Origin of the sequence: Psychrobacter sp. UBA3068 (assembly GCF_002366815.1) — a bacterium.
Lineage (GTDB): Bacteria > Pseudomonadota > Gammaproteobacteria > Pseudomonadales > Moraxellaceae > Psychrobacter > Psychrobacter namhaensis.
The window spans coordinates 66,635-90,375 of record NZ_DFBY01000012.1; the positions used below are offsets into that span (position 1 = coordinate 66,635).

At 46.4% G+C, this 23,741-nt stretch carries 19 protein-coding genes; 10 read left to right on the top strand and 9 right to left on the bottom strand.

Features of this window, described 5'->3' with window-relative positions; all coding sequences use genetic code 11:
• Nucleotides 1-273: 273 nt before the first annotated feature.
• On the top strand, nucleotides 274-1,158 hold the full coding sequence (locus B2P60_RS03250) for a KPN_02809 family neutral zinc metallopeptidase (RefSeq protein WP_286739440.1): 885 nt from the start codon (nucleotides 274-276) through the stop codon (nucleotides 1,156-1,158).
• Nucleotides 1,159-1,311: 153 nt separating this feature from the next.
• On the opposite strand, the gene B2P60_RS03255 is transcribed toward B2P60_RS03250, so the two are convergent.
• The 3 genes from B2P60_RS03255 to trxA all read right to left on the bottom strand — a co-directional run bounded on the left by B2P60_RS03255 (nucleotide 1,312) and on the right by trxA (nucleotide 4,172).
• Entirely contained in the window at nucleotides 1,312-1,551 is a 240-nt protein-coding gene (locus B2P60_RS03255; RefSeq protein WP_193005532.1) for a hypothetical protein, read from the bottom strand.
• Between the two features lie 487 nt (nucleotides 1,552-2,038).
• Nucleotides 2,039-3,307 carry a transcription termination factor Rho gene (gene rho, locus B2P60_RS03260; protein WP_068403707.1) on the bottom strand — a complete coding sequence of 423 codons (1,269 nt, stop codon included), beginning with the start codon at nucleotides 3,305-3,307 and terminating at the stop codon, nucleotides 2,039-2,041.
• Between the two features lie 538 nt (nucleotides 3,308-3,845).
• Complete coding sequence (gene trxA, locus B2P60_RS03265) at nucleotides 3,846-4,172, bottom strand: thioredoxin (RefSeq protein ID WP_193005531.1); 327 nt, start codon at nucleotides 4,170-4,172, stop codon at nucleotides 3,846-3,848.
• A 365-nt stretch (nucleotides 4,173-4,537) separates the two neighbouring features.
• Between trxA and B2P60_RS03270 the strand changes: the two genes are divergently transcribed.
• Nucleotides 4,538-5,251, top strand: a complete 714-nt coding sequence (locus B2P60_RS03270) for an RluA family pseudouridine synthase (protein WP_286739441.1) — start codon at nucleotides 4,538-4,540, stop codon at nucleotides 5,249-5,251.
• Nucleotides 5,252-5,387: 136 nt separating this feature from the next.
• Nucleotides 5,388-6,992, top strand: coding sequence for a flavin-containing monooxygenase (locus B2P60_RS03275; protein ID WP_286739442.1), 1,605 nt, complete (start codon nucleotides 5,388-5,390; stop codon nucleotides 6,990-6,992).
• An 18-nt stretch (nucleotides 6,993-7,010) separates the two neighbouring features.
• Here B2P60_RS03275 and B2P60_RS03280 read toward each other — a convergent pair whose 3' ends face one another.
• A complete protein-coding gene (locus tag B2P60_RS03280) occupies nucleotides 7,011-7,955 on the bottom strand; it encodes a D-2-hydroxyacid dehydrogenase (protein ID WP_286739443.1) in 945 nt (314 codons plus the stop codon).
• A 324-nt stretch (nucleotides 7,956-8,279) separates the two neighbouring features.
• Between B2P60_RS03280 and rapA the strand changes: the two genes are divergently transcribed.
• Both rapA and B2P60_RS03290 read left to right on the top strand, forming a co-directional pair.
• Nucleotides 8,280-11,168, top strand: a complete 2,889-nt coding sequence (gene rapA / locus B2P60_RS03285; protein WP_286739444.1) for an RNA polymerase-associated protein RapA — start codon at nucleotides 8,280-8,282, stop codon at nucleotides 11,166-11,168.
• A 348-nt stretch (nucleotides 11,169-11,516) separates the two neighbouring features.
• Nucleotides 11,517-12,419 carry an acyl-CoA thioesterase gene (locus tag B2P60_RS03290; RefSeq protein WP_193005526.1) on the top strand — a complete coding sequence of 301 codons (903 nt, stop codon included), beginning with the start codon at nucleotides 11,517-11,519 and terminating at the stop codon, nucleotides 12,417-12,419.
• A 119-nt stretch (nucleotides 12,420-12,538) separates the two neighbouring features.
• On the opposite strand, the gene mutY is transcribed toward B2P60_RS03290, so the two are convergent.
• From mutY to B2P60_RS03310, 4 genes are all read right to left on the bottom strand, one after another.
• Nucleotides 12,539-13,792 (bottom strand): A/G-specific adenine glycosylase, encoded by a 1,254-nt coding sequence (gene mutY, locus B2P60_RS03295; protein WP_286739445.1) that lies wholly within the window; start codon nucleotides 13,790-13,792, stop codon nucleotides 12,539-12,541.
• A gap of 158 nt (nucleotides 13,793-13,950) precedes the next feature.
• Nucleotides 13,951-14,136 (bottom strand): P-loop NTPase fold protein, encoded by a 186-nt coding sequence (locus tag B2P60_RS03300; protein ID WP_193005524.1) that lies wholly within the window; start codon nucleotides 14,134-14,136, stop codon nucleotides 13,951-13,953.
• Nucleotides 14,137-14,258: 122 nt separating this feature from the next.
• On the bottom strand, nucleotides 14,259-15,215 hold the full coding sequence (ylqF, locus tag B2P60_RS03305; protein ID WP_193005523.1) for a ribosome biogenesis GTPase YlqF: 957 nt from the start codon (nucleotides 15,213-15,215) through the stop codon (nucleotides 14,259-14,261).
• Between the two features lie 423 nt (nucleotides 15,216-15,638).
• Nucleotides 15,639-16,376, bottom strand: coding sequence for a dienelactone hydrolase family protein (locus tag B2P60_RS03310; protein WP_230710570.1), 738 nt, complete (start codon nucleotides 16,374-16,376; stop codon nucleotides 15,639-15,641).
• Between the two features lie 145 nt (nucleotides 16,377-16,521).
• Here B2P60_RS03310 and B2P60_RS03315 point away from each other — a divergent pair, with 145 nt between their 5' ends.
• The gene (locus B2P60_RS03315; protein ID WP_349678343.1) at nucleotides 16,522-17,115 is read left to right on the top strand and encodes a YcgN family cysteine cluster protein; all 594 of its coding nucleotides are present in this window, start codon (nucleotides 16,522-16,524) and stop codon (nucleotides 17,113-17,115) included.
• A 29-nt stretch (nucleotides 17,116-17,144) separates the two neighbouring features.
• On the opposite strand, the gene B2P60_RS03320 is transcribed toward B2P60_RS03315, so the two are convergent.
• Entirely contained in the window at nucleotides 17,145-18,500 is a 1,356-nt protein-coding gene (locus tag B2P60_RS03320) for a DUF4105 domain-containing protein (RefSeq protein ID WP_286739448.1), read from the bottom strand.
• A 251-nt stretch (nucleotides 18,501-18,751) separates the two neighbouring features.
• Between B2P60_RS03320 and B2P60_RS03325 the strand changes: the two genes are divergently transcribed.
• The 4 genes from B2P60_RS03325 to B2P60_RS03340 all read left to right on the top strand — a co-directional run.
• Nucleotides 18,752-19,651, top strand: coding sequence for a CBS domain-containing protein (locus B2P60_RS03325; protein ID WP_193005519.1), 900 nt, complete (start codon nucleotides 18,752-18,754; stop codon nucleotides 19,649-19,651).
• Between the two features lie 243 nt (nucleotides 19,652-19,894).
• The gene (gene lnt, locus B2P60_RS03330; protein WP_286739449.1) at nucleotides 19,895-21,478 is read left to right on the top strand and encodes an apolipoprotein N-acyltransferase; all 1,584 of its coding nucleotides are present in this window, start codon (nucleotides 19,895-19,897) and stop codon (nucleotides 21,476-21,478) included.
• A 171-nt stretch (nucleotides 21,479-21,649) separates the two neighbouring features.
• Entirely contained in the window at nucleotides 21,650-22,087 is a 438-nt protein-coding gene (locus tag B2P60_RS03335; RefSeq protein ID WP_193005517.1) for a hypothetical protein, read from the top strand.
• A 311-nt stretch (nucleotides 22,088-22,398) separates the two neighbouring features.
• A partial coding sequence (locus B2P60_RS03340; RefSeq protein WP_286739452.1) for a peptide MFS transporter occupies nucleotides 22,399-23,741 on the top strand: 1,343 nt, incomplete at its 3' end.

A 23,741-nucleotide genomic window follows, 5' to 3' on the forward strand; every position in this document is an offset into this window, starting at 1 on the left:
CCGTTAGCAGAGTTTTTCGCTGTCTTGATTTCTCTCTATTTTCTCAGTCATTGTGCGGATTATATAGTTAGAATTGGTAAGCGAGACGTGTGTTTTTGTTAGTAGGAGGCAAAGAGTTTAGCCACTCGCTGACACATTAAAAGGTAGGAATTTGACACAGTAAACTAAGCTATAAGAGCGAGGATTAAACTAAAAACTGTATAACGGCAAAACTATCAATAATAACTATCAATACGAATAGCGGTATATATCGTATGGTTGAGGAACAACAATATGAAATGGCAGGGCAGACGAGGCAGTTCTAACGTACGGACAAGCAAGGGGGGCGGAAAGCTGATCGGTGGAGGTATCGGCGGTATTATTATTGCGGGTATTTTGTGGTTGGTGTTTGGCGTAAACCCAATGACCGCTTTGCAAACGGGTCAAGTAGTAACGGGAGGGGGCGGTACCTCTACCGAACCTGCGACCAGTACCGACCGAGATACGCAGTTTGTAAAAGTGGTGTTAGCGGATACAGAAGAGGTCTGGCATCAGATATTTAGTGAAGCGGGGAGCACTTATAAAGAGCCTTCTTTGATATTGTTTAATGGTCAAGTCAGTTCAGCCTGTGGTAGTGCCAGCGCGGCAACAGGTCCGTTTTATTGTCCAGGGGATCAGACGGTTTATTTGGATACGTCGTTCTTTGTAGAGATGCGTCAAAATCTTGGAATTGCAGGTGACCAGCAAGGCTCTGGTGGTCAAGACAACCAAGGCAAGGCTGGTGATTTTGCTCAGGCTTATGTCATCGCCCATGAAGTCGGTCATCATGTACAGACACTGCTTGGCATTACCCAGCAAGTTGGTGAGGCTAGTCGCCAAGTCACGCGGGCAGAAGCCAATAAGCTGTCAGTATTACAAGAGCTACAGGCGGATTGTTTTGCGGGGGTTTGGGCGCAGCGTAATCAAGAGCGTGTACAGTTTTTGGAAGCGGGTGATATCGATGAAGCCATCAATGCCGCCGGCCAAATCGGTGATGATCGCTTAGCACGAGCCAGTGGTGGGGCGGTAGTACCTGATAACTTCACTCATGGTACCAGTCAGCAGCGTATTCAGTGGTTTACCCGTGGACTGGAGAGTGGCAACGTACAGTCCTGTGATACTTTTAGTGGCGCTTTATAAAATAGTGGCGCTTTATAAAAATTAATAAACATGCCCAAAAAAGCCTGCAACGTCGATTGCAGGCTTTTTTATGTGCTAAGGCGTCTGGTTTAACGAGACTGCCTTACAATAGAGTGGCGTGATTCTTAAGTCTCTTAAGTAATGATACAGCGATTATCTGCTGTTATCAAGAATATACGCACCTGCACCACCAACGGCTGCCCCACCAAGGGCGCCACGAGCGATATCTTTACTGTCGCCACCACTTCTGATTAGAGCACCGGCCGCCGCGCCAGCCGCCGCGCCTTTGGCTGTATTACTCAAACCACTATTGTATCCACCAGTTGAGCAACCGCCCATAATAAGAGCCGAGCTAGTAAGAGCAGTCATTGCGATAGTTTTAGCAAATTTCATAGTATCACCTGTTAGGTTATCAAAATTAAAAAACGATATTTCCGTTGCCACTCATTTTAATGCGTCATGCTAAATTAAAACATCTGGGCAATGAGCTTAGAATAATCGATTGTGCTACCGCAAGAATCATTGAAGTGTGCAGTAAAAGGATTACAGTAAGGACGGCAAATATCTCAGAACTCCTACTACTATCAAGATTGATAGCAAAGTACATCTATACTGGCACCTATACTAACCTGTCTCACAGCTACTAGGCGTAGTAAAAGCGCTAAAGTTTGCAAACACCCTGTAAACTATGTTTCTCCACTGTATCGTTGCGAGGGCTTGGCCGAGAGCTGTTGTATTGATCAGCCGCTAATAGTTTCTACTACCCATCTTTTTACCGCTTGTAAAAAGAAAAAGACCGCACAAAGGCGGTCTTCATTAATGACGGTAAGTCTCTGCTGAGCCAACCGAAAAAGTGTTGGACGAGGCTTGGAACAGCGGATTAATTCTGTGATTTGCGCTTCATCTGTTCAAAGAACTCATCATTGGTCTTCGCTTCTTTGAGGCGATCCAATAAAAATTCTGTTGCTTGTACCCCATCCATCGGCTGCAGCAATTTACGCAAGATCCAAACTTTACGCAGTTTATCTTCATCGAGCAGACGCTCTTCGCGGCGTGTACCAGATTTTTTGATGTTAATCGCCGGGAAGACGCGCTTTTCTGCCAAGTCGCGCTCAAGGGTAATCTCTTGGTTACCCGTTCCTTTGAATTCTTCAAAGATAACGCTGTCCATCTTACTCCCAGTATCGATAAGGGCACTGGCAATGATGGTCAAGCTGCCGCCTTCCTCAACGTTACGAGCCGCACCGAAGAAGCGTTTTGGACGCTCTAGCGCATTAGCATCTAGACCACCAGTCAACACTTTGCCCGATGAAGGGATAACGGTGTTATACGCTCGGGCAAGACGAGTAATAGAGTCAAGTAGAATGACGACGTCTTGCTTGTGCTCGACCAAACGCTTGGCTTTTTCGATGACCATCTCAGCGACTTGTACGTGACGCTGCGGCGGCTCATCAAAGGTAGAGGCAACCACTTCACCGCGGACGGTACGTTCCATTTCGGTGACTTCTTCTGGACGCTCATCAATCAATAGGACGATAAGATAGCATTCAGGATTATTGCGGGTGATTGACTGAGCGATTGACTGTAGCAGCATCGTTTTACCGGCTTTTGGCGGTGCCACGATGATTGAACGCTGACCTTTACCAATCGGGGCGATGAGGTCAATGATACGTCCCGTCAAGTCTTCAGTGGTGCCATTACCAAGTTCCAGCTTTAGCTGTTCAGTGGGGAATAGCGGTGTTAAATTCTCAAAGATCAGCTTATGACGTGAACGATCTGGCGTGTCAAAGTTGATTTCACCGACTTTTAGTAGCGCAAAATAACGCTCAGAATCCTTTGGCGGGCGAATCGTACCAGCGATACTGTCACCAGTCTTGAGGCTAAAGCGACGAATTTGACTAGGGCTGACGTAAATGTCGTCAGGGCCGGCCAAATAAGAGCCCTCTGACGAGCGCAAAAAGCCAAAACCATCCGGAAGAACCTCAAGCACACCGTCACCATAAATGGCTTCACCGTTACGGGCATGGGTTTTTAGGATGGCAAAGATAATGTCTTGTTTACGGCTACGCGCCATATTATCAAGTCCCATTTCTTTGGCGATGGCCAATAGCTCAGCGATTGATTTTTTCTTTAATTCAGTTAGATTCATAGGTAGGTCATTAGCAATTGATCAGATGAGAGATGCCATTAGCAGCACAAGTCACGACAGTGATTAAAACAGCGATAGTATGGTGATAGAGGGTGCGTGCACAGAGCTAGGGCTTATGTAGTTTGGGTGTTACGGGTCAGCTTATGTACGCATGGCAATCATGTGATGCAAGGTAATAAGAAATAAGGATAAAGAAGGCTACATAAGAGTCTGCGACAAAAACTCAATATCAGTCATTGTGTTTAGTCATTTCGTTTAGCAATGGTATTTATAACGACGATTGTGTTTTTGTTGATAAACACGAGGAGAATAGCGATAAGACACTTAGGAAAACCGTTAGTTTTCTCTTGTCAGCAGACTATACGGTTTTCGTAATGACGTTGTCAATAAATTTTGCCAAAAAAGTCGTAAAATGACGCTTTTTGCATAAAAAATAAGCAAAAAAGCCACTATCTGGGGGAGATAATAGCTTTCTTGATGATTCTATAGTATATACAGAGCGCTCGTATTAGACTGGCTAAGACAAGCGACGCTTCACTTACAGATGCTTGTCTAGTACTTTTGCCAATTCAGCTTTTGGCTGTAGACCCATGACTGAGTCAACTTTTTCGCCGTCTTTGAACACAAATAGCGTTGGGATGTTACGGATACCAAAACGGCTTGCTGCCTGTGGGTTATTATCCACGTCGACTTTAACAATTTTAACTTTGCCTTGGTACTCAGTGGCTAGATCTTCTAAAATAGGGGCGATCGCTTTACAAGGACCACACCAAGTTGCCCAAAAGTCTACCAGTACTGGCACATCTGACTCCAACACATCTTGGTCAAAGTTTGCATCGGTGGTGTTTACAATAAGGTCTGACATAATTTTATCTCTCTTGTTTTATTGTTTCTATCGTCATTCATCAACTGATATATTGGTTCTATAATAGCGTGATGAGTGGCCAAAGAATCGTTTAGAAGTGGTAAAAATGTGCCATTATATTAACATGTTTGCTCACACTTGGCAGAGGCAGGCTGGTTAAATTGTTTAACAATTACGTTTAGCACAATAAATCGAACATAACGACACAGGTTGTGTTTTATCTGTCACTTGCTTTATCTGCGGTCATACTTGCCTACCAAGTCAGTATTGCCCCAATTTTTAGTTCACAAGTTGTTTTAAATTTTAGTCCATGAATACCGATGGCTTTCAATTGAAGTCTATTAATAATATAAGTAGCCCATTTTATGCCTTTTACTGATGAAGAAGTCGAAACCCTTAACGCACAAGAAAACGCCTATCCGCCTGAATTTTTTCAAGCGTTTGCGCAAGACATCACGGTTTATGAAGACGATGACATCTGGGTAGTTGACAAGCCAGCAGGGTTGTTAAGTGTCGATGGTAAAACGTTAAAAGTGAGTCTGCTTGCTCGTCTTGAGCGTGCCAATCCAGCGGTTAAGTTGATTCATCGCCTTGATATGGATACCTCAGGGCTGCTCATTTTTGCCAAAAATGCAGCGGCACAAACCCATATCAGTAAACAGTTTATCGAGCGGTTACCACAAAAAAAGTATCAAGCGCGGGTCTTTGGTCAGTGGGGGAGTGTGGGGGCTACTGGCGAGATATCAGTGCCAGTACGCTATGAGCCTAGCACAAAACCGCGCCATATCGTCGATCATGACTGGTCAAAGCATGCGTTAACTTTGTACGAAGTTGTGGCTCATGAGGAGTGCGGTGGTCAGCCCGTCACTCGGGTCATGTTAAAGCCTGTGACGGGACGTAGCCATCAGCTACGCGTCCACATGGTACATGTCGGTCATGTGATGATTGGTGACCCTATTTATGCTGAAGGCGCGGCGTTAGACATTGCCCCAAGGCTCAATCTACATGCCCAGCAATTGCGCCTCAAGCATCCCACGCTTGGCGCATGGATGGACTGGGAAAGCCCGAGTCCTTTTTAGCGCGGTCGTTTTTTAGATTCGTCTGTGTTGGGGTAGCTTGTGTGAGAGGCGAGGACACACACGTTATGGTATGTTAATCGTTTATTGTGACTAAGCTTATGGTGTAAAAAAATCATGCAACTACAGGGATGAGATTATGCTTGATATGACTGCGGCCAAACAGGCTGTTAAAAATCGCTTCAAATCTAAAAAGTCTTTATCACATCCGCCAGTCGATTATGAGGTGCTTATTATCGGCGCTGGTATTGCAGGCATTGGTATGGCCTGCCGTTTACAACAACAAAAGCACAAAGGACGGTTTGGTCAGAAAAAACCGAAGCAGCATCAGCATAACAGCACTCAACGATTTGTGATATTAGAAAAACGAGCAGATTTGGGAGGGACGTGGGATTTATTTACTTATCCGGGGATTCGCTCTGACTCTGACGCGTTGACTTTTGGCTATAGCTTTCGCCCGTGGTTAGATCATCGGATGTTGGCAAAAGGCGCTGATATTAAGCGTTATGTTGCTGATACGGCGCGCGAGTTTGCTGTTACTGAGCACATTCGTTATCAGCATGAAGTGCAGCAGCTGTCTTGGTCAAGTAGTCATCAGCAATGGACAGCGATGGTTAAAAATCATCGTAGTGGTGAAGTGTTTACGCTAACCGCCAAATTCGTGGTGGGTGCAACTGGCTATTATGATTATGAGCAAGGGTATCGACCGTATTTTGATCAAGAAGCGGTGTTTCAAGGTCGTATTGTCCATCCGCAACATTGGCAAAACCTCAACTATCAAGACAAAAAAGTTGTGATCATCGGTAGCGGTGCCACCGCGATGACGCTATTGCCAGCTTTGGTGGATGAGGCAGGGGAACAATGTGCACGCCATGTCACCCTGTTGCAACGCTCGCCCACGTATGTGGCCAGTGTCGCCGGTGATGATTATGCGCTCGACTGGCTGTCTGGTAAGTTTTCCCCTTTATCAAAGGAGCAAGCTTATACGGTATTGCGCGCACGTAATGTGCTGATGCAACAAGGTATTTATCGCGCCGCCATCTTTGCGCCGAAGGTGATGAAAGCGTTGTTAAAACAGGGTGTTAAAAAAGAGCTAAAGGGCAGTAATGTGGATGTGGCGCATTTTGTGCCCGATTATAATCCTTGGGATGAAAGGCTTTGTGCGGTGCCAGACAGTGATCTATTCAAAGCCTTACATGGCCCACGTGCCCAAATGGTGACTGATGAGATTGACCAGTTTACGAAGACAGGTATCATGCTCAAATCTGGCAAACATCTGGATGCCGATATCATTGTGACAGCCACTGGGCTGCAATTACAAATGCTCGGCGGTGCTACCGTCTATATCGATGGTCAGGCGGTGGACATTGGCACTCGCATGACCTACAAGGCCGTCATGATTGAAGGTGTACCAAATATGGTAGCGCTATTTGGCTATACCAACGCCTCATGGACGCTAAAAATTGACTTGGCGTGTCAGTATGTCGTGCGCTTGCTGGGCTACATGCATCAGCATCGGTATCAAGTAGCACTGCCGCAAGCAAAAACTGACCGTGCCCAAGCGCACATTCAACCGGATACGGTCATGGGTGCTCTATCAGCAGGGTATGTTCAGCGCGCAAAAGACACGCTGCCCAAGCAAGGCGATCGCTATCCCTGGTACGTGACCAACAATTATCTAAGCGACCGCGTGATGCTTAAATACCGCAAAATAAAAGACGACTGGCTACATTTTAGTCGCTAGTGCTTAGGTCATGAGTTGTTATGACTGACTGTCAATAAAGTCGGCTACTTGCTTGCTTAGTATTTGCCATAAAGTTTCTTGGGCGCTTTTACTGCCCCAAGCGTTATGCGGGCTGAATATAACGCGCGGATGATCGGCAAGGGTTAATAAAGGATCGTCATTCGTGATCGGTTCTTGTTCGAACACATCGCTGGCATAGCCGATGATTTGTTCATTATTGATCGCATCCGTTAAAGCCTGACTGTCGACGATGCCGCCACGCGCCACATTCACAATGAGGGGGTGTTTGGTCATTTTTGCCAACGTGTCTTCGTTAATAAGGTGCTGGGTTTGTTCGTTTAATGGGCAGTGCAGACTGATAACATCAGCACGAGCAAGGACTTCTTCAAACGCGGTATAGTCATCACTGCGCGGCTCGCACCCTTGATGCTCGGCCCATAGTACGGTCATACCAAAGGCACGGGCGATTTCAGTGACGCGCTTACCAATGGTGCCGACGCCAATAACCCCCAGTGTCTTGCCTTCCAGATCGATCAGCGGGATATCGAGTAGACAAAAATTACCGTTTGCCAGCCACGTGCCATCAGCGACTTTTTGATGATAATGAATACCCGCGCGCATAGCGGTCAACATCAGCATAAAAGTATGCTCTGGCACACTTTTGACCGCGTAACCTGCGACATTATAAAGTGCAACGTTGTGTTTATCGCAAGCATCTTGATCGACGTTATTCATACCCGTAGCCGTCAATTGAATCAGCTTGAGTTTGGGCAAGTTTGCGATGATGTCTGCGCCAATTTGAACTTTATTGGTAATGATGATGTCGGCATCTTTACAACGCTCAATGATGACATTGTTATCTGCAGGCGTGTCGTTATAAGTGATGTAGTCACTCACGCCAGCGGGCGCGGGTAAATCGATGCCTTCAGAGAAAGTGCCTTTGTCTAAAAAAACGGCTTGCATGATTGTTCCTTATTTATTCTTTTCATAGCGATAGTGGAGAGCGGTGGTCAGCTTAATGTAGCACGTTGGGATTTTTAGTCAAAAATGAATCGGCCAAATACCTTATAATCTTAATAGGTATCGCAATGTGCCTCTTGAAAATTCAACTTAACGCACTCATCTAGCCGCTAACGTTATATAATGGTACGGCTGAACGGCTTGATTTATATTACGACATCGCGCTCCCGTCTGTTGACGCTTAGCTGCGTGAGTAACCTGAGCCGTTATCAATAGCCACCGTTGCTATCTATTTTCTTATCATCTGAGTACAAAAGACATCGCCCTATGACTATCTCTATCGCTTCATTGCACAGCACCGAATTCGCCGTTGGTCAACGTTATTTATCTGATACGGAGTCCGAGCTGGGCTTAGGTGTGGTCATCGATGTAGACGACCGATGTGTGCATATTTTATTTCCTCAAAGTGAAGAGACGCGCGTCTATGCGAAAAACTCTGCGCCATTATCACGCGTGGTGTTCAAAGTCGGCGATAGCATCTATGATCAAGACGGCAAAAGTTATACCGTCAATGCCGTTGATGAAGTCATGGGCGTGCTCAAGTATGGCGTCGATGAGCACGAGCGCGGCATCATGGAGACTCGTCTTGCTGCCAATATTACGCTAGCAAAACCGCTTGAACGTCTGCTGGCTGGTCGTATTGAACGTGGCGATTGGTATGAGCTGCGTCAAGACATATTGCGTATGCAGTCAGCGCTGGCAGGACATCCACTTAAAGGGTTGATGGGTGCTCGTGTTGATATCATTGAGCATCAGCTGTATATCGCGCATGAAGTTGGCAAACGTATCGCGCCGCGTGTTTTGCTCGCTGATGAAGTGGGCTTGGGTAAGACCATTGAAGCAGGTTTGATTATTCATCAGCAACTCCTGACTGGTAAGGCTGAGCGTGTGCTCATTCTTGTGCCAGACAGCTTGCAATATCAGTGGATGATTGAGCTGCGTCGTCGCTTTAATCTAAACTTTGCGTTGTTTGATTTGGTGCGTACTGCTGCGATTAAAGAGCACGATCCTGAGCAAAACGTCTTTGCCACTGAGCAATGCATTATCGCTGGTATGGATCTGCTGCTCGACCATCCTGACTTATATGACCAAGCGATGGATGCAGGATTTGATCTGTTGGTGGTCGATGAGGCGCATCATCTGCATTGGGATGAAGCGCAAGGCGGCAATGATAAATATGACTTGATTGCCGACTTTGCCGAAGAAACCCCTGGGGTAATGCTGTTAACAGCGACCCCTGAGCAGCTTGGTGCGCAAAGTCACTTTGCTCGCTTGCGCCTATTAGATCCAGATCGTTTTGATGATCTAGATGAGTTTATCGATGGTCAAGAAGCCTTCGCTGAGACGGCCGCTGTTGCTGGCGTATTGATAGAAGATAAACCGTTAAGCGAGGGACAAATCGCCGCGTTAAGTAGCTTACTAGATATTAGCGTGGATGAGCTTGCGGCAATCAATGAAGATGAAAAATTGCGAACCTATGCGCTCAATGAGCTGCTAGATCGCCATGGCACGGGCCGTATTTTGTTCCGTAACACGCGTGAGAGCGTCAAAGGGTTCTATGGTCGTAGCAGTCAGCCGTATCCGCTGCCATTACCTGAAGCATGGAAAGACAGCTATCAGACCAATGGTAAATTGCGCGAGCAGTTATGGGGAGAAGAGAACCAACCGGATGGTGGCTGGCTAGAAGATGACCCACGTGTGTCTTGGTTGATTGAGATATTGCGAGGCGAGCTGAAACAGCAAAAGGTGTTGCTGATTGCGCGTAGTGGTGCGACGGTTGAGAGTCTAGAGGCGGTATTGCGTCTGCATGCTGGCATTAAGACGGCTATTTTTACCGAACAGATGACGTTACTTGAGCGTGACCAAGCAGCGGCGTTTTTCGCCGATAGCGAAGGCGCACAGATATTATTGTGCTCGGAGATTGGCTCGGAAGGGCGTAATTTCCAGTTTGCCAGCCAACTAATACTATGGGATTTGCCCGCTAACCCTGATACATTAGAGCAGCGTATTGGCCGCTTAGATCGTATTGGCCAAACGCAGCAAATCATGTTGCACATCCCATATGTCCAAGGGACGGCGCAAGAGCGTCTTTATCAGTGGTATAACGATGCGCTAAATATGTTTAATCAGATTTCTCCAACCGCGCAAAGTGTGCAAGAGCAGTATATTCAAGAGCTAAAGCCAATACTTGAAGGTGCCGACACTGCTGTTAACCGTACTAGCTTACAAGACGTCATCGCAGAAGCGCTACAAACGCGATTGGGACTAGAGGCGCAACTACAAGCGGGCCGTGATCGCCTGCTGGAGTACAACTCGTGTCGTCCGCGTGTGGCGGGGCGTATTGCTGATGCCATGCGTGATTTTGATAGCCACAATTTATTACCGCAGTTTATTGAGCGCTTTTTTGCCTCCGCCAATATTGACCATAACATTCAACGTGATGGCTCGTGGGTCATCGCACCGATTGACAGCACCGAGATCAGTGATTATATCGATGGCTTACCGCTGGGCGATGAAGATGGCATGACGCTCACCTTTGAGCGTGAGCAAGCGCTACAACGTGAAGACATCGACTTTATCACGCACGAGCATCCACTGATGCGTGCCATTTATGAGCTGGCGAGTACCAGCACCTTTGGTAATACGACGGTTGCGATGTTAAAAAGCGCGGCTGTACCACAAGGCATGGTACTACTTGAAGTGAATTTTCGCGTAGAAGCGATTGCACCAAAAGTACTCAACTTGCCAGCGACCTTAACTACGCAAAATATCCGTGTCTTTATCAGTGAGCAGGGCAGTGATTTATCTGCACGCATTAGCGCCGATATGATTATGCCGCACATTGAACGTTTGGATAAAAACCGTGCGCGCCAAGTGATTAAAGTACGTGGTGATGTGATTGAGCAGCGTTATTATGAAGCCGAAGACATCGCCCGTGAGCAGTTAACGCAGATTGGTGAGCAAGCAAGCGCGCGCTTTAGCCAACAGTGGTCACGTGAAATCAAACGCCTCAAACATCTGCAAACCATCAATCCTAACGTACGCCCCGAAGAGATTGAACGCTTAGAGCAGTTAAAAGCTCAGGGCGAGCAAGCCCTTGGTAACTTATCTTTGGTTCCAGACTCTATTCGCGTTCTCGTAGCAGTGAAGCCCTAACGGTAAGACAGTCATAAAAAACGAGGTGTGCTAAACATCTCGTTTTTTTATGTTCGACAATGCTTTTATCGCTTTATTGGCTGGGTGGATGAAACAGCAACTCGTAAGTCGGCTGTTACTATCTAGTCAAAGCCTTCAATATTGGGTAAGATGTTTATCTTGCCGATTGATAGTAGATGCTGAGTGATAGCGCTGCTATGACTGTATTTTTTTCTAAAACCTCTCTTGTGTACTTTCAGCAAGTGATTTCACATTATTTTAAATTCAAACGCAAAGGATCTGTTGCTATATCGAATTGATATGGTTGGGTATTAGGCGTTTTTGATAAAAATAAGGAAACATGTTGTCATGTCCGACTATTCGCAATTGATTGATGAGCTGCTTAACACTGTGGCACTTATTGAAGTGACCCCCGATGTCTTTGAGGGTAAGAGCCATGACTATGTTGGCAGTCGTATTTTTGGGGGGCAAGTGCTCGCTCAAGCGATCATGGCTGCGGCTCATACGCTAGATAAAGACAAACCCTGCCATTCATTGCATGGCTATTTTTTGCGTGGTGGCGACATCAATCAGCCCGTTATTTATCAAGTGCGCCGTTTGCGTGACGGTCGTAGTCTGTCTGCACGGGAAGTGACGGCCATTCAATATAAAGAAATGCGCGGCAAGCCGCCGGTTGAGCAAGTCATATTTTCGATGATCGCGTCGTTTTCTCCGATGGAAGAGGGCCTCGAGTATCAAGAAGATATGCCTGTTTATCCGCCACCTGAAGATTTACTGGCAGAGCAGGATCTAAAAGAAGAGTACGTGGGTAAGGTACCAGATGCGCTTAAAGCTCGCTTTATGCGTCGTCGTCACGTAGAGATTAAGCCTGTTAAACCGCGTGACCCGATTCATCCTGAGCCGATGAAACCTAAACAAGCCAACTGGTTACGTATCCGCGAGCTTGGCAATCAGCCCGTGGCCATACAGCAAGCACTGCTCGCATTTTCGTCCGATTTTTATCTGGTGGGAACGGGGCTAATGTCACATGGCGTCAGCTTTATGACTAGCGGCTTGCAAGCGGCCAGTATCGACCATTCGATGCACTTCCATCGTGATTTTGACCTAAACGGATGGATGTTGTACGACATGTGGAGTGATACGACCTCTAACGCTAAAGGGTTGAATCACGGGCAGTTTTGGCAGGATGGCAAGCTGGTGGCCACCGTACAACAAGAAGGTTTGATGCGTTTGCGTGTGCCAAAGTCTTAAAGTTCCATCTTAAAATTTAGGCTTATATTTTAGAACGCTCAATCATAAAAAAGCGCTATTTTTAAAAATAGCGCTTAGAGTGTAGAGTCAAAGTTAAAGTCTTACTATCGATTTTGAGTTTAACGTTCGATCAGTTTTTCCATGGCGCGAGGCAGACCCAAACTGTCTTGCGCTTTTTGTTCTGTTAACCATTGAAAGGTTATCTCAGCTGCTGCCAATTTCTCACTCAGTTCATTCATTTGCGCTGCATCAACCGTTAGTTTTCGCGGGGTCAAATACCAGTGAAAATGTGTGAGCGAGTGCTTGATAGGTGCGTCGTCTAATACAGTATGACTCACCGATTCTGCGACCAATTTATTTTCTGTCAGCCATTCATTGATGATTTGCTCAGCCGTGGTAAATTCTGTCTCGTAGACTTTTTCATTACTACGGACGTCTAACTGCCTATTCTTGCTAGCATTTTTCGTGTTACCCGTCACTTTACCCGCAATTTTTTCTACAAACTGTAAGGGTAAACTCCACAGTCCGCCCCAAATGCCATTGTCAGGGCGCTGTAGCCAGAGCATGTCGTGATCTAAGCTTTCAATCAGTAACGCATTGCTGAGTTTACTAGGTTTGGGCTGCTTTTTTGCTTTGACGGGATAGTCGGTTTCGCGCCCCTCGGCATGTGCCAAGCAGTCGTCTTTTAGTGGACATAATAAACATGCAGGCTTGCTACGCGTACATAAAGTCGCGCCCATATCCATCATCGCTTGTGCAAATAATCCTGAGTCATCGACAGGCGTTAAACGCTCTGCTAATGCCCACAGTTCCTTGGTCGTGGCAGACTTGGTAATGTCACCATCAATCGCCGCCCAGCGCGTTAAGACACGTTTGACATTACCGTCACAGATAACGCCATAGCGGTGCAGCCCCATTGCCATGATTGCGCCAGCAGTGGATGGGCCAACGCCAGAAATGGCCTCCCAACCAGACAAAGTCTGCGGAAAATCTCTCGTCTCGTCGATGATCTCGACCAGCTGCTTCGCCCCTTTATGCAAGTTACGCGCACGCGCATAGTAACCAAGCCCTGCCCAGTGCTCAGCGACCAGATCCCAGTCGGCAGCGGCTAAATCTTGCACGGTCGGAAACGTGTCCATAAAACGCGCAAAGTAGGGTAGCACTGTGGTGACTTGTGTTTGCTGGAGCATGACTTCTGATAGCCAAACGACATACGGGTTGGGCGTGTCGGTCTGGTGCTGTTGCCACGGCAAATCATGGCGTCCATTTTCGGCAAACCAATCGAGTAGGCGCGGGGCGAAGGAGTTAAGGGAAGGAGTTGTGTGGTTAAAAGTTATGTCAGAAGATTCAGAATTAGCAGTTGGCTGGGTCATAGGCTCTATTATTTGTTTTTTTAAAGGTAACCAATTATACCTGATATACGTATTTGCTACGACCCAACCTTAGCACAATGCCATTAAATAATATAATAAAAATAACTACTTAACGATGTCGATAGGAAAATACTCTTTATTATGTAACCAGATAGCTATCAACGTAGTTTATTGAGCTTAAAGCAAAACTCGGTTTTACTAGTACCCCATTTACCGTCAATAATAAGTGGTGACACATCAATATTTGATTCTAATAACTTAATGATTTTTTCAGCGATAGGCTTACGCGTGAACTCATCTCTACTACCAAAAGTTAACTCTCTCATTACGCTGTAATCTGTCATTAAGCACTCTTTATATTTTTGATATAAGATACTTATGTTATACAGATAATACAGACATAAAAAAAGCCCATCAGGGCTTTTATATAGGCAATATCTTTTGAGTAATAAGCCTTGAGTTATAGTTACTTCCGATTCTGCCGAGTCCGTTTTTTACGTAGACGCTTTTCTTCCTCGCGGGCTTTCTTCCTCTCTTCTGCGGCAAGGCGCTGCTCAGCGACGACGATTTCTTCCGCCTCAATCATAGCGGGTGTCTCAAGCGTAATACGACCAATTTTCGCGCTACGCAGCTCATTGATCAGAATCTCAGACATCCGGTACGTATCGACTTGATTGCCCGCGCGCACGCAGCCGCGATTGCGACCTGCCACTTCAAAAAACTCCCAATCGGTCTTGGGTAACTCGTCAATTTTATAGCGAGTTTTTAGCAGCTCAGGATAGGCTTGCATTAGGTATTCAGCGGTATAGCTGGCAACATCAGCAAAGTCAAACGCGGTGTCACGGATACCGCCCGTTGCTGCGAGGCGATAGCCAGAGTTTTCGTTTTCAACCTTTGGCCATAGCATACCGGGCGTGTCATAGAGCATAATGTCATCGTCAAGTTTGATCAGCTGCTGCGACTTAGTCACTGCTGGCTCATCCCCTGTTTTTGCGACGGCGCGCCCAGCCAAGGTGTTGATTAAGGTTGATTTGCCAACGTTTGGAATCCCCATGATCATGGCTTTGATTTGGCGACCTGTGCCGACTTTATTCGGTACAAGTTGTTTACAGATTGCGATGATACGTTTTACGTCATTGGCTTTATCGGTATCGCACGCAATCGCTTTGACACCACTTTGCTGCTCAAGATGCTCCATCCATGCTTGGGTCAAGTCAGGATCAGCAAGATCGGCTTTGTTTAAGATTTTAATCACTGGTTTTTCGCCGCGTAATGCCGCGACCATCGGGTTTTCACTACTATGAGGAATGCGCGCGTCAATCACTTCGATGACCACGTCCATTTGCGGCATGATTTCTTTGATTTCGTTGCGGGCTTTGTTCATGTGCCCGGGGAACCACTGAATACTTGCTCTCTTATCCATCTGCTTTTATAACCTTGTTATTCATAGAGTTTAGCGCTAAAGACAGATCATGCTCGATTTAGCTGTGTCTTTAGTCATGGTGTTCAGTTTACTACAGAACCAGCATGCTCACGGTACAATTTCACCCAACCATAGCGCAAGGTGACTCTTATGACTGATCAGCTGGCTCCTTATGGGCGGTTGGACAGGTATTAAATAGCCAATCATAGCGCTTGTTATCAAGTGATCCTGTGCCATACATCTTAAGACAGCTGTTTATTTATTGGCTTATTTTGTCAGCGATCATTGAGGCAAAAAATCATCGATAAAATCGCTACCCAAAAGAAAAGGGCAGCTTCATATTTAAGCTGCCCTTGTACCGCGTTTACACTAGAGCTTTAGACAAAGATGTCTTAGCGATCTTTTTTATTACTGCTTAAATGCTTATGCCAAGTTGGTCTTCATAAACTCCAGCATATTCTCCCAGCTTTGGTTGGCAGCCGCTTCATTGTAACCCAGATCCACCTCATTTTTGGCGGCGCGCTCATCAGCATGGGGGTTGGTAAAGCCGTGTTTTGCATTGTCATAAACATCAATCGTGTAGTCCACATCAGCAGCATCCAGCTCTTTTTTGAGGCCTTCAATCGCATCCATCGATACCATTGAGTCGTCGCGACCATGAGCCACCAATACTTTTGCTTTAAAGTTTTTGTCCGCTGGCTGTTTGGCTGATGGGTTACCATGGAAAGTTGCGACTGCTTTTAAAGGCATACCTTCGCGTGCCATGTCGAGTACGACTTTACCGCCAAAGCAATAGCCGATTGCGCCTAGGTTGTCGCCGTCGACCGCTAATTGATCACTAAAATCATTGAGAATTAAACGGCAACGTGCCATTAGCGCATCTTGATCGGCAAGTACTTGCTCCATCCACATGTTTGCCATCGCCGCATCGGTGGTCAGCTTGCCTTCACCGTAAACATCCATAGCAACGGCGGCATAGCCTGCTTCTGCTAAGCGTTCCACGACTGATTTTGGATGATCAACCACCCCCCACCATTCTGGAGCGACTAAAATACCTGGCGCTGGCTTTTCATCTGACGCACTTTCTGGCAGCGCCACATAGCTGATCAGCTCGATGTCATTATCAGTGGTACTGATTAATTCGAAAGTCTTAATTGACATATTATTGTCCTTTTTTATGTTATGAGTTTTATTTGTCTGTATGTAGGGCTTGTCGTTTTTCTTACTTTTACTACCTTAACGCCCATGTTAAGCAAAAACAGCTATAATACTGTAACGCTCTTTATCAAAATGCTACTGCCACTTTATGACTATCAATTTGTTTAATAAACATGCTGTTAACTCGGATGTCGATTCAGGCTCTGACTTAGACCATCACTCAACTGTTAAGTCGGGGCATTCTGCGACTTTGTTTCCTGAATCCGCCGTGGCTGAGCCATTACGCCCACAGTTCTGGACACGCTTTGCATTGGCAGAGCTAAATCATAGTGAATGGGAAGCGCTGTGCGATGGCTGCGGTAGTTGCTGCTTAATCAAATACATCGACAATGATGACGATGAAGAGTTGGTCGAATATACCGATGTGACCTGTCAGCTGATGGATTGTGCGACTGGCTACTGTCAGCATTACGCGACGCGTCAAGAGCACGTACCGGACTGTATACAGTTGACCATGGAGAATTTGCCAAACATGATGTGGCTACCCTCGCACTGTGCCTATAAGCGTTTGTATGAAGGCCAAAACCTACCGAGTTGGCATCTACTGTTGACTGGCGATGTGGTGGCCACCCAGCAGCAAATGCGCGCTGCTAATATTGGGGTGGCTGGACGCTGTGTCTCTGAGATAGGCATGTCTGATGAAGAGATGGAGGAGCGTGTGGTCAATTGGGTAAAACCTTAGCTCGCTTAACGCTCACTTTTTTCAGTCTGTTAGTTAGCAGCTTGAGCCGCAGATTTGGCCTCGGCCTCGGCGAGTGCTTGCGAGTCAGCAAGCGGCGGAATAGGAATGTCTCGACGAATCTGCTGAGAAAAATCGCGACTATGAGTACCAGATTCTGTACTGAGTTGATGGTTAAAACCACGCACTTTTGGATTGATATGAGTACGCTCATACCACGTATCCATCGACCACCGCTGACCGTCCTTATTTGGATTGGCGTCAAGCATACCCACATCATATAGATAGTTTGGCAGCCAGCCCGACACCCAAATGCGATAATCCCATGGCAAACGCTCGCCACTGACGATACGCGCCATGTAAAAGATGATATTGGTACAGTTACTGAGCAGCGTATTGTACCAAGCAGGCTTGGCGTTTAGTTCATCAGCAGCCGTCAAATAAGAGTCAAACAGGGCTCTAACCTCGTGCTGCTGCAGATGACTAATGGGGAACAGATAAACCTGCTCACCGCGTGCGTTACTGCGAGTGTAGATAATATCTCGCTCTTCTGCCGCGATGAGGCTAAGCTCATAACGCCGAAAGAATCCAGCGAGTGCGGAGAAAGACTCGTGCTCTTCTTTACGAATCTCAAACGAGAAGGCAAGAGGCCTATCGTTTTCAAAGCGAAAACTGACCAAGGTATGAGCAATCAGTGGTCCCATCCAATACGAGTTGGTCACATCGACACCCGATAATTTGGACAAATCAACCGTGCGCGTCTCCCAGCGTTCGGTCGCGTCCTTGTCGGTATGCCAATCAAAATTACGGACATGGGTCAGCGTAATCAAATCAGGATTGGTCGCATCACGCTCGTAGGAAACCTGCCGGTCGACCTCAGCCATCCAGTCGCGCTCTTGCTTGGGCTCGATAGAAAAAAACCAGCCAAGTCCAGCGACCCAAACCGCCGCATATAAGCCGGTCAGCCATCTAAACCGAGTACTTTTTTTGTTAGAGGTGCGGCTGTTAGAAGGGTTGGCGGGACTAGCCTGTGAAACAGTGTCATTAACCGTTTTATGTTTGAAGGGTTTTTTTTCGAAAAGCTGAGGCAAATAGTGAACCGCAAACATTGCCGACAACAACCCTACAATCGTTATTACTGCCAGCCAAGTGATGGGGCTGGATAAGCCAAAGTGATACCACAGTGCCATCACTAACCAGATAGCAGACAATAGTAGTACCAGTGCAATGAAAAATTGCACAATATAACGTCGCCACTGCCGTTGCTGTCGTGGGTGGCTGCTATACGTTTCTTGTCTTTCTACGTCATCACTGCTTAAGCCGTTATCTGAACGATGGCCATTTGAGTGAGACGAAAGCAGACGAGAAAAAAAAGAACGTAGTGACATAGACATAGTTTTGATAAATGAAGGCTTTGACCAAAGCAAAGTTTACAACACACTGACAGTACAATTTGAGTGAATTTGTCGTTGAATGTCGATGATCCTTACGATAAAGTGAAGCTAAATTACACTGGTCTATTTGTTAAATAATCATAAAAGCGCTGTTTTATTTGCTACTTTTATCCCCATCTACGTTGTATCTGCTGTTTACTTGTTATTTTAATTGCCACTAACTAAAGAGGTTAAATCACACAACCATGTCTGACGACACTCCCAGCCCGAGTAGTTGGTCGATGCGCGGCTTAAAACGCTGGCTATCGACCGCCCCCGAAACCCGTGATGAACTGATTCGTTTGGTACAAGACTCGCGCCAGTTCTTAGAGCCTGATACGGTTGATATGTTAGAAGGCGTGCTGGATCTGCCTGCGACGCAAGTTCGCGAAATCATGACGCCGCGACCGCAAGTGGTTGGCTTGCACGAAAGTACAAGCATCGCCGAAGTGATGGACATCATTCTTGAGACCACCCACTCGCGCTATCCTGTCTTTGACAGCCAAGATGATGACGCCGTCATTGGTATCTTGTTGGCAAAAGACTTGATTCCTATCCTCGTCCATATGGTGCGCAATCAAGAAGAAAAAATTGATAGTACACGTCTAAGAGATTTGGTACGTCAGCCGCTGTACATCAGTGAAACTGCTCGTTCTGATACGTTGCTACGCTCATTGCAGCGCACGCAAGTACATATGGCAATCGTCGTCGATGAGTTTGGTAACTTTGGCGGTGTGGTCACGATGGAGGACTTGTTAGAGGAAATCGTCGGTGACATCGTCGATGAGCATGATGACTTTGATGAAGACAGTGATATCAACAATATCATTGCCGATCCTGAAAAGCCAAATACCTGGCGGGTGCAAGCCTCTACGGTGATTGAGGACTGCAATGATGAGCTTGGTAGCCACTTTGATGATACCGATGTGGATACAATGGGTGGTCTGGTCATGCAGGCGCTGGGCTATGTGGGTGATCTTGAAGGGGAGAGCGTGTTGATAGATGATTGGAAAATCACCATCACTGATGTAGAAGGGCGCTTTATCCAAAACTTAGAGCTGACCAAAACGAATGCTGAGTCGCAAATCCTGATAGGCAGTCATTAGTTCGTCGATATGGACTTCACAACGGATTGATACGTTTAAAGAACACGATTGCGGTCGTGTTTTTTTGTGTTTGTAATTGGGCTTTTGCTACGCAATTTTACCCAAGGGTAAGGTTAGGCTGGTATCATGGTCGGGTTTGATTTTTAGATACTGTATAAAACATGATACGGTCAGTTTTGGCTTGGGTTTTGCCTAAAGGCTAGAGCTTTACAATTTTGGGAAATATGGTTTTGGATACCTGCTATGCGTCTGTCTACTGTTGATTTACAAAAACGTCTAAATCCCGTTAAGCCCAAGGGCTTGCCTATGATGCTGACGATATTAATTGCTTGGCTGGCAGGGGCGATGTTTATATTGGCACTCGCGCCTTATGGGATTTGGCCACTTGCGCTGGTATCGCCTGCTATTTTATATGCATTATTGCTGCCTGAGATGAGTGGCAAGCGTGCCTTTTTTATCGGTCAATCTTATGGCACAGGGCTATGGTGTGTTGGTGCGTTTTGGCTATATACCTCTATTCACGTTTATGGTGACACGCCCGTGTGGCTTGCGCTGATCATGATCGCGCTCATGGGGCTGGGAATGGGGCTTTTCCACGGCTTTTTGGCGTTGATTTTTAATCGTATGGTCGGCAAGCAGCCGTTGTCTTTTGCCGCCTTGTGGATACTACAAGAATGGATGAAAACGTGGCTATTCACGGGTTTTCCATGGTTGTTCGTCGGGTACGCCTTTACGGAGCAGTATTGGTTGTCCTCACTTGCCCCTGTGGCTGGTGTCTTTGCCGTCTCTTTCGTTGCTGTATTAGTGGCAGCCAGTGTGGTCGAGCTGCCACGTCGCCGCGGTGGTTACCTGATTCCATCGCTGGGTTTGTTGGTCATTAGTAGTGCGTTATGGCTGGTTAATCCGCAATGGACGAAACCTAAAGGCACCCCAGATCTGTCCGTGTCTCTCATCCAAGGTAACATTCCGCAAGATTTAAAATGGCTGACTGAGTATCAAATAGAAACGCTGAAGATCTACGCCACCTTAACCAGTACCGAATGGGGGCGCGATATTATCCTGTGGCCTGAGTCATCGATTCCGATGTTTCAGACGGAAGCGGTTGGTTTTATCAGTGAAATGGTCAAAATGGCCAAAGAAACTGACACCACCTGGGTGACAGGTATCCCTTATAAAGATGAAGCGGCGTTTGATGCCAGTACCGATAAATACCCGCCGTTTTATAACAGTGTGGTTGCCTTGGGCGCACAAGCAGAAGGACTGTATAAAAAGCAACGTTTAGTACCGTTCGGGGAGTATATACCGTTTGAAGGTTTGCTAGATATTTTGCCAAACTTGGCCGGTAGCCAAGATATTATGAGCTATAGTCGAGGAGGTGACGGGCAGTCGCCGCTGCGTGTACGAGGTCATAATTTAGGGGCGGCTGTGTGTTATGAAGTCGCTTATCCAGACACCACGCGTAAAAATGCCATCGATACGGATTTTTTATTGACCATCTCAAATGATGCTTGGTTTGGCACGTCAGCCGGTCCATTACAGCACTTACAGATGGTACAAATGCGCGCGCTTGAAAATGGTCGCTGGTTTATGCGCGCGACCAATACGGGTGTGACGGCCATTATTGACCATAAAGGCCGTATCGTTGAGCGGGCGCCGCAGTTTGAGCGTACTGTATTACGCGGGGATGTACAGGCGCGGGTTGGTAACACCCCTTTTATGCGTTTTGGTAATTATCCTATGTTGTTTATCATGGCGCTGCTACTCATTTTGAGCTATTTTGGCAAACGGGCGGCGAAACCAGCACGTGTGAGCCCGCAGACAAAATAAGTAAGCAGCTTTTATCATAGAAATTTTTATCTCAGCAACTTTTGTCATAAAGAACGATGGCAAAAATTGTCGATAATAAATCCTTTAAATACTTAAGGGTTTTAACAAATCGGTATAAATTGCGATATAATAGATCAATATTTCAAATATTTTGTGCAAGGTGGATAAGGTATGTCAGAAGGTATCGTCAATAACAATCCAAAAAAAGAGCTGTTATATTCTCTAGGTGGCATTGCCTTGTTTTTAGGTATTGTCTTACTTATTGGTGTTTCTGGGTTTTTGCGTCCAGCAGGCGAACACATTACGGCCGAGCCTACCGAAGCATCGGCTGCAGCTGATGAAGCAGAAGCGATTGCTGCTGAAGATGCCGCGCCAGCTGAGACCGCGACAGTGGCTGCAGAAGCAGATACTGACGCCGCCGCTCCCGATACGGCTGCAGATGCAACCGTGACACCAACGATCGCGGCAGACAGTGCGGTGGTTGCCGCAGAAGCTGGTACGGCCACGGCCTCTGGCACCGTAAGCCAAGCTGCCGTTGCAGATGCGGATTTAACCGCTGAGCAAGCCGATGGGGATTTAGATGCAGGCGACGTAGCCACTGCGCAATAAATTTACCAGATTATTGTTTCGTTATATAAGTGTAGAAAAGCTCAGGATGTCAGTGGCAGCGCAAGACACACTGATGCTCAAGGCTTGAGGGTAGCAGCACTACCGTTATGTTAGTGTGATCGTCCCTACTAAAAAATAAAAGCTCGCTCTCACATGAGAGCGAGCTTTTTTGTGGGTATTTGTATAATTATTAGCCAACTTTTTCTTTACTTGATTATAACCAAGTGAAACAATAATGCGCCTATATGACCGCTTAACGAAATAATTAGAGGTTTGGTCATTACTACAGTGGTCTTTAAAGGAATAAAGTTATGAGTACAGAAACAAAATCAGGGGCTAGTGCTGCTGAACTAGAAGCACTAGATAATGGTTTTATGGGACATCCCAAGCCATTACGCTCGCTATTTTTTACCGAGATGTGGGAGCGATTTTCCTATTATAGTATTCGTCCGCTATTGGTACTCTTTATGGTAGCGACAGTTGGCAGCGGTGGTTTTGGCTTTGATGAAGTCACCGCTTCAGCTATTTATGGTATTTTCGCTGGTTCATTATATTTGGCAGCCGTGCCGGGCGGTTGGTTGGCAGATAACTGGCTCGGTCAAGAGCGCGCATTGTGGTGGGGGAGTATTGTCATCGCCCTTGGTCACTTGTGTATTGCACTCTCGGCCATGTTTGGTATGACGCTGTTTTTCGTCGGTTTGATATGTATTGTTTTAGGCTCAGGTTTATTTAAAACCTGTATCTCGGTGATGGTCGGCGCCCTTTATACTAAAGGGGACGTACGCCGTGATGGTGGCTTTACCTTGTTTTATATGGGTATTAATATTGGGGCGCTATTGGCCGCGCTTATCGTCGGGGTGTTTAAAGAACAAGGCATGTGGCACGTAGGTTTTGGTGTTGGTGGTCTTGGTATGCTGGTATCCTTATTGGTCTATCGTTTTGCTGCACAAAAGAACTTAACGCGCTATGCGCGAGCCAAAGGTATTACCGCTGAGTGGGAGCGCTCCAATGATCGCTATAAAAACATAGGGCTTTGGGTTGCAGGTTTTGTTGGGCTACTCGTGGCAGTCGTGCTGCTAGTCTCAACTGGTACGATAGCGTTCAACCCTGAAATGGTGGCGGAGTACATGACCTATATCATCGCAGCCGTGGTCATATCGTACTTTGCTATTATGTTTATTTCACCGCGCCTAGATAAAACAGACAAACTGCGTCTACTGATTTGCTTTATCTTAATCATTGGCTCGACGCTATTTTGGTCAAGTTTTGAGCAGCAGCCAACGTCGTTTAACTTGTTTGCTGATCGTTATACGGATCTTAATGTTTTAGGTTTTGAGATACCAAGTATTTGGTTCCAGTCATTGAACCCTTTATTCATTTTATTACTAGCGCCTATCGTTAGTATTATCTGGGTCAAGCTTGGTAACCGAGGACTTGAGCCGAGCAGTATGGCGAAATTCGCACTTGGTATGCTGCTTGCAGCAGCGGGCTTTACGCTGATGATTTTTGCGTCAAAAAGCATCTTGAATAGCGATGGTGGCTTGGCTTCACCGCTGTGGTTAGTAGGTAGTTTGTTGCTGCTGACGCTTGGTGAGTTGGCGCTTAGTCCTGTTGGCCTGTCGTCGATGACTAGGGCGTGTCCTCAATTCATCTT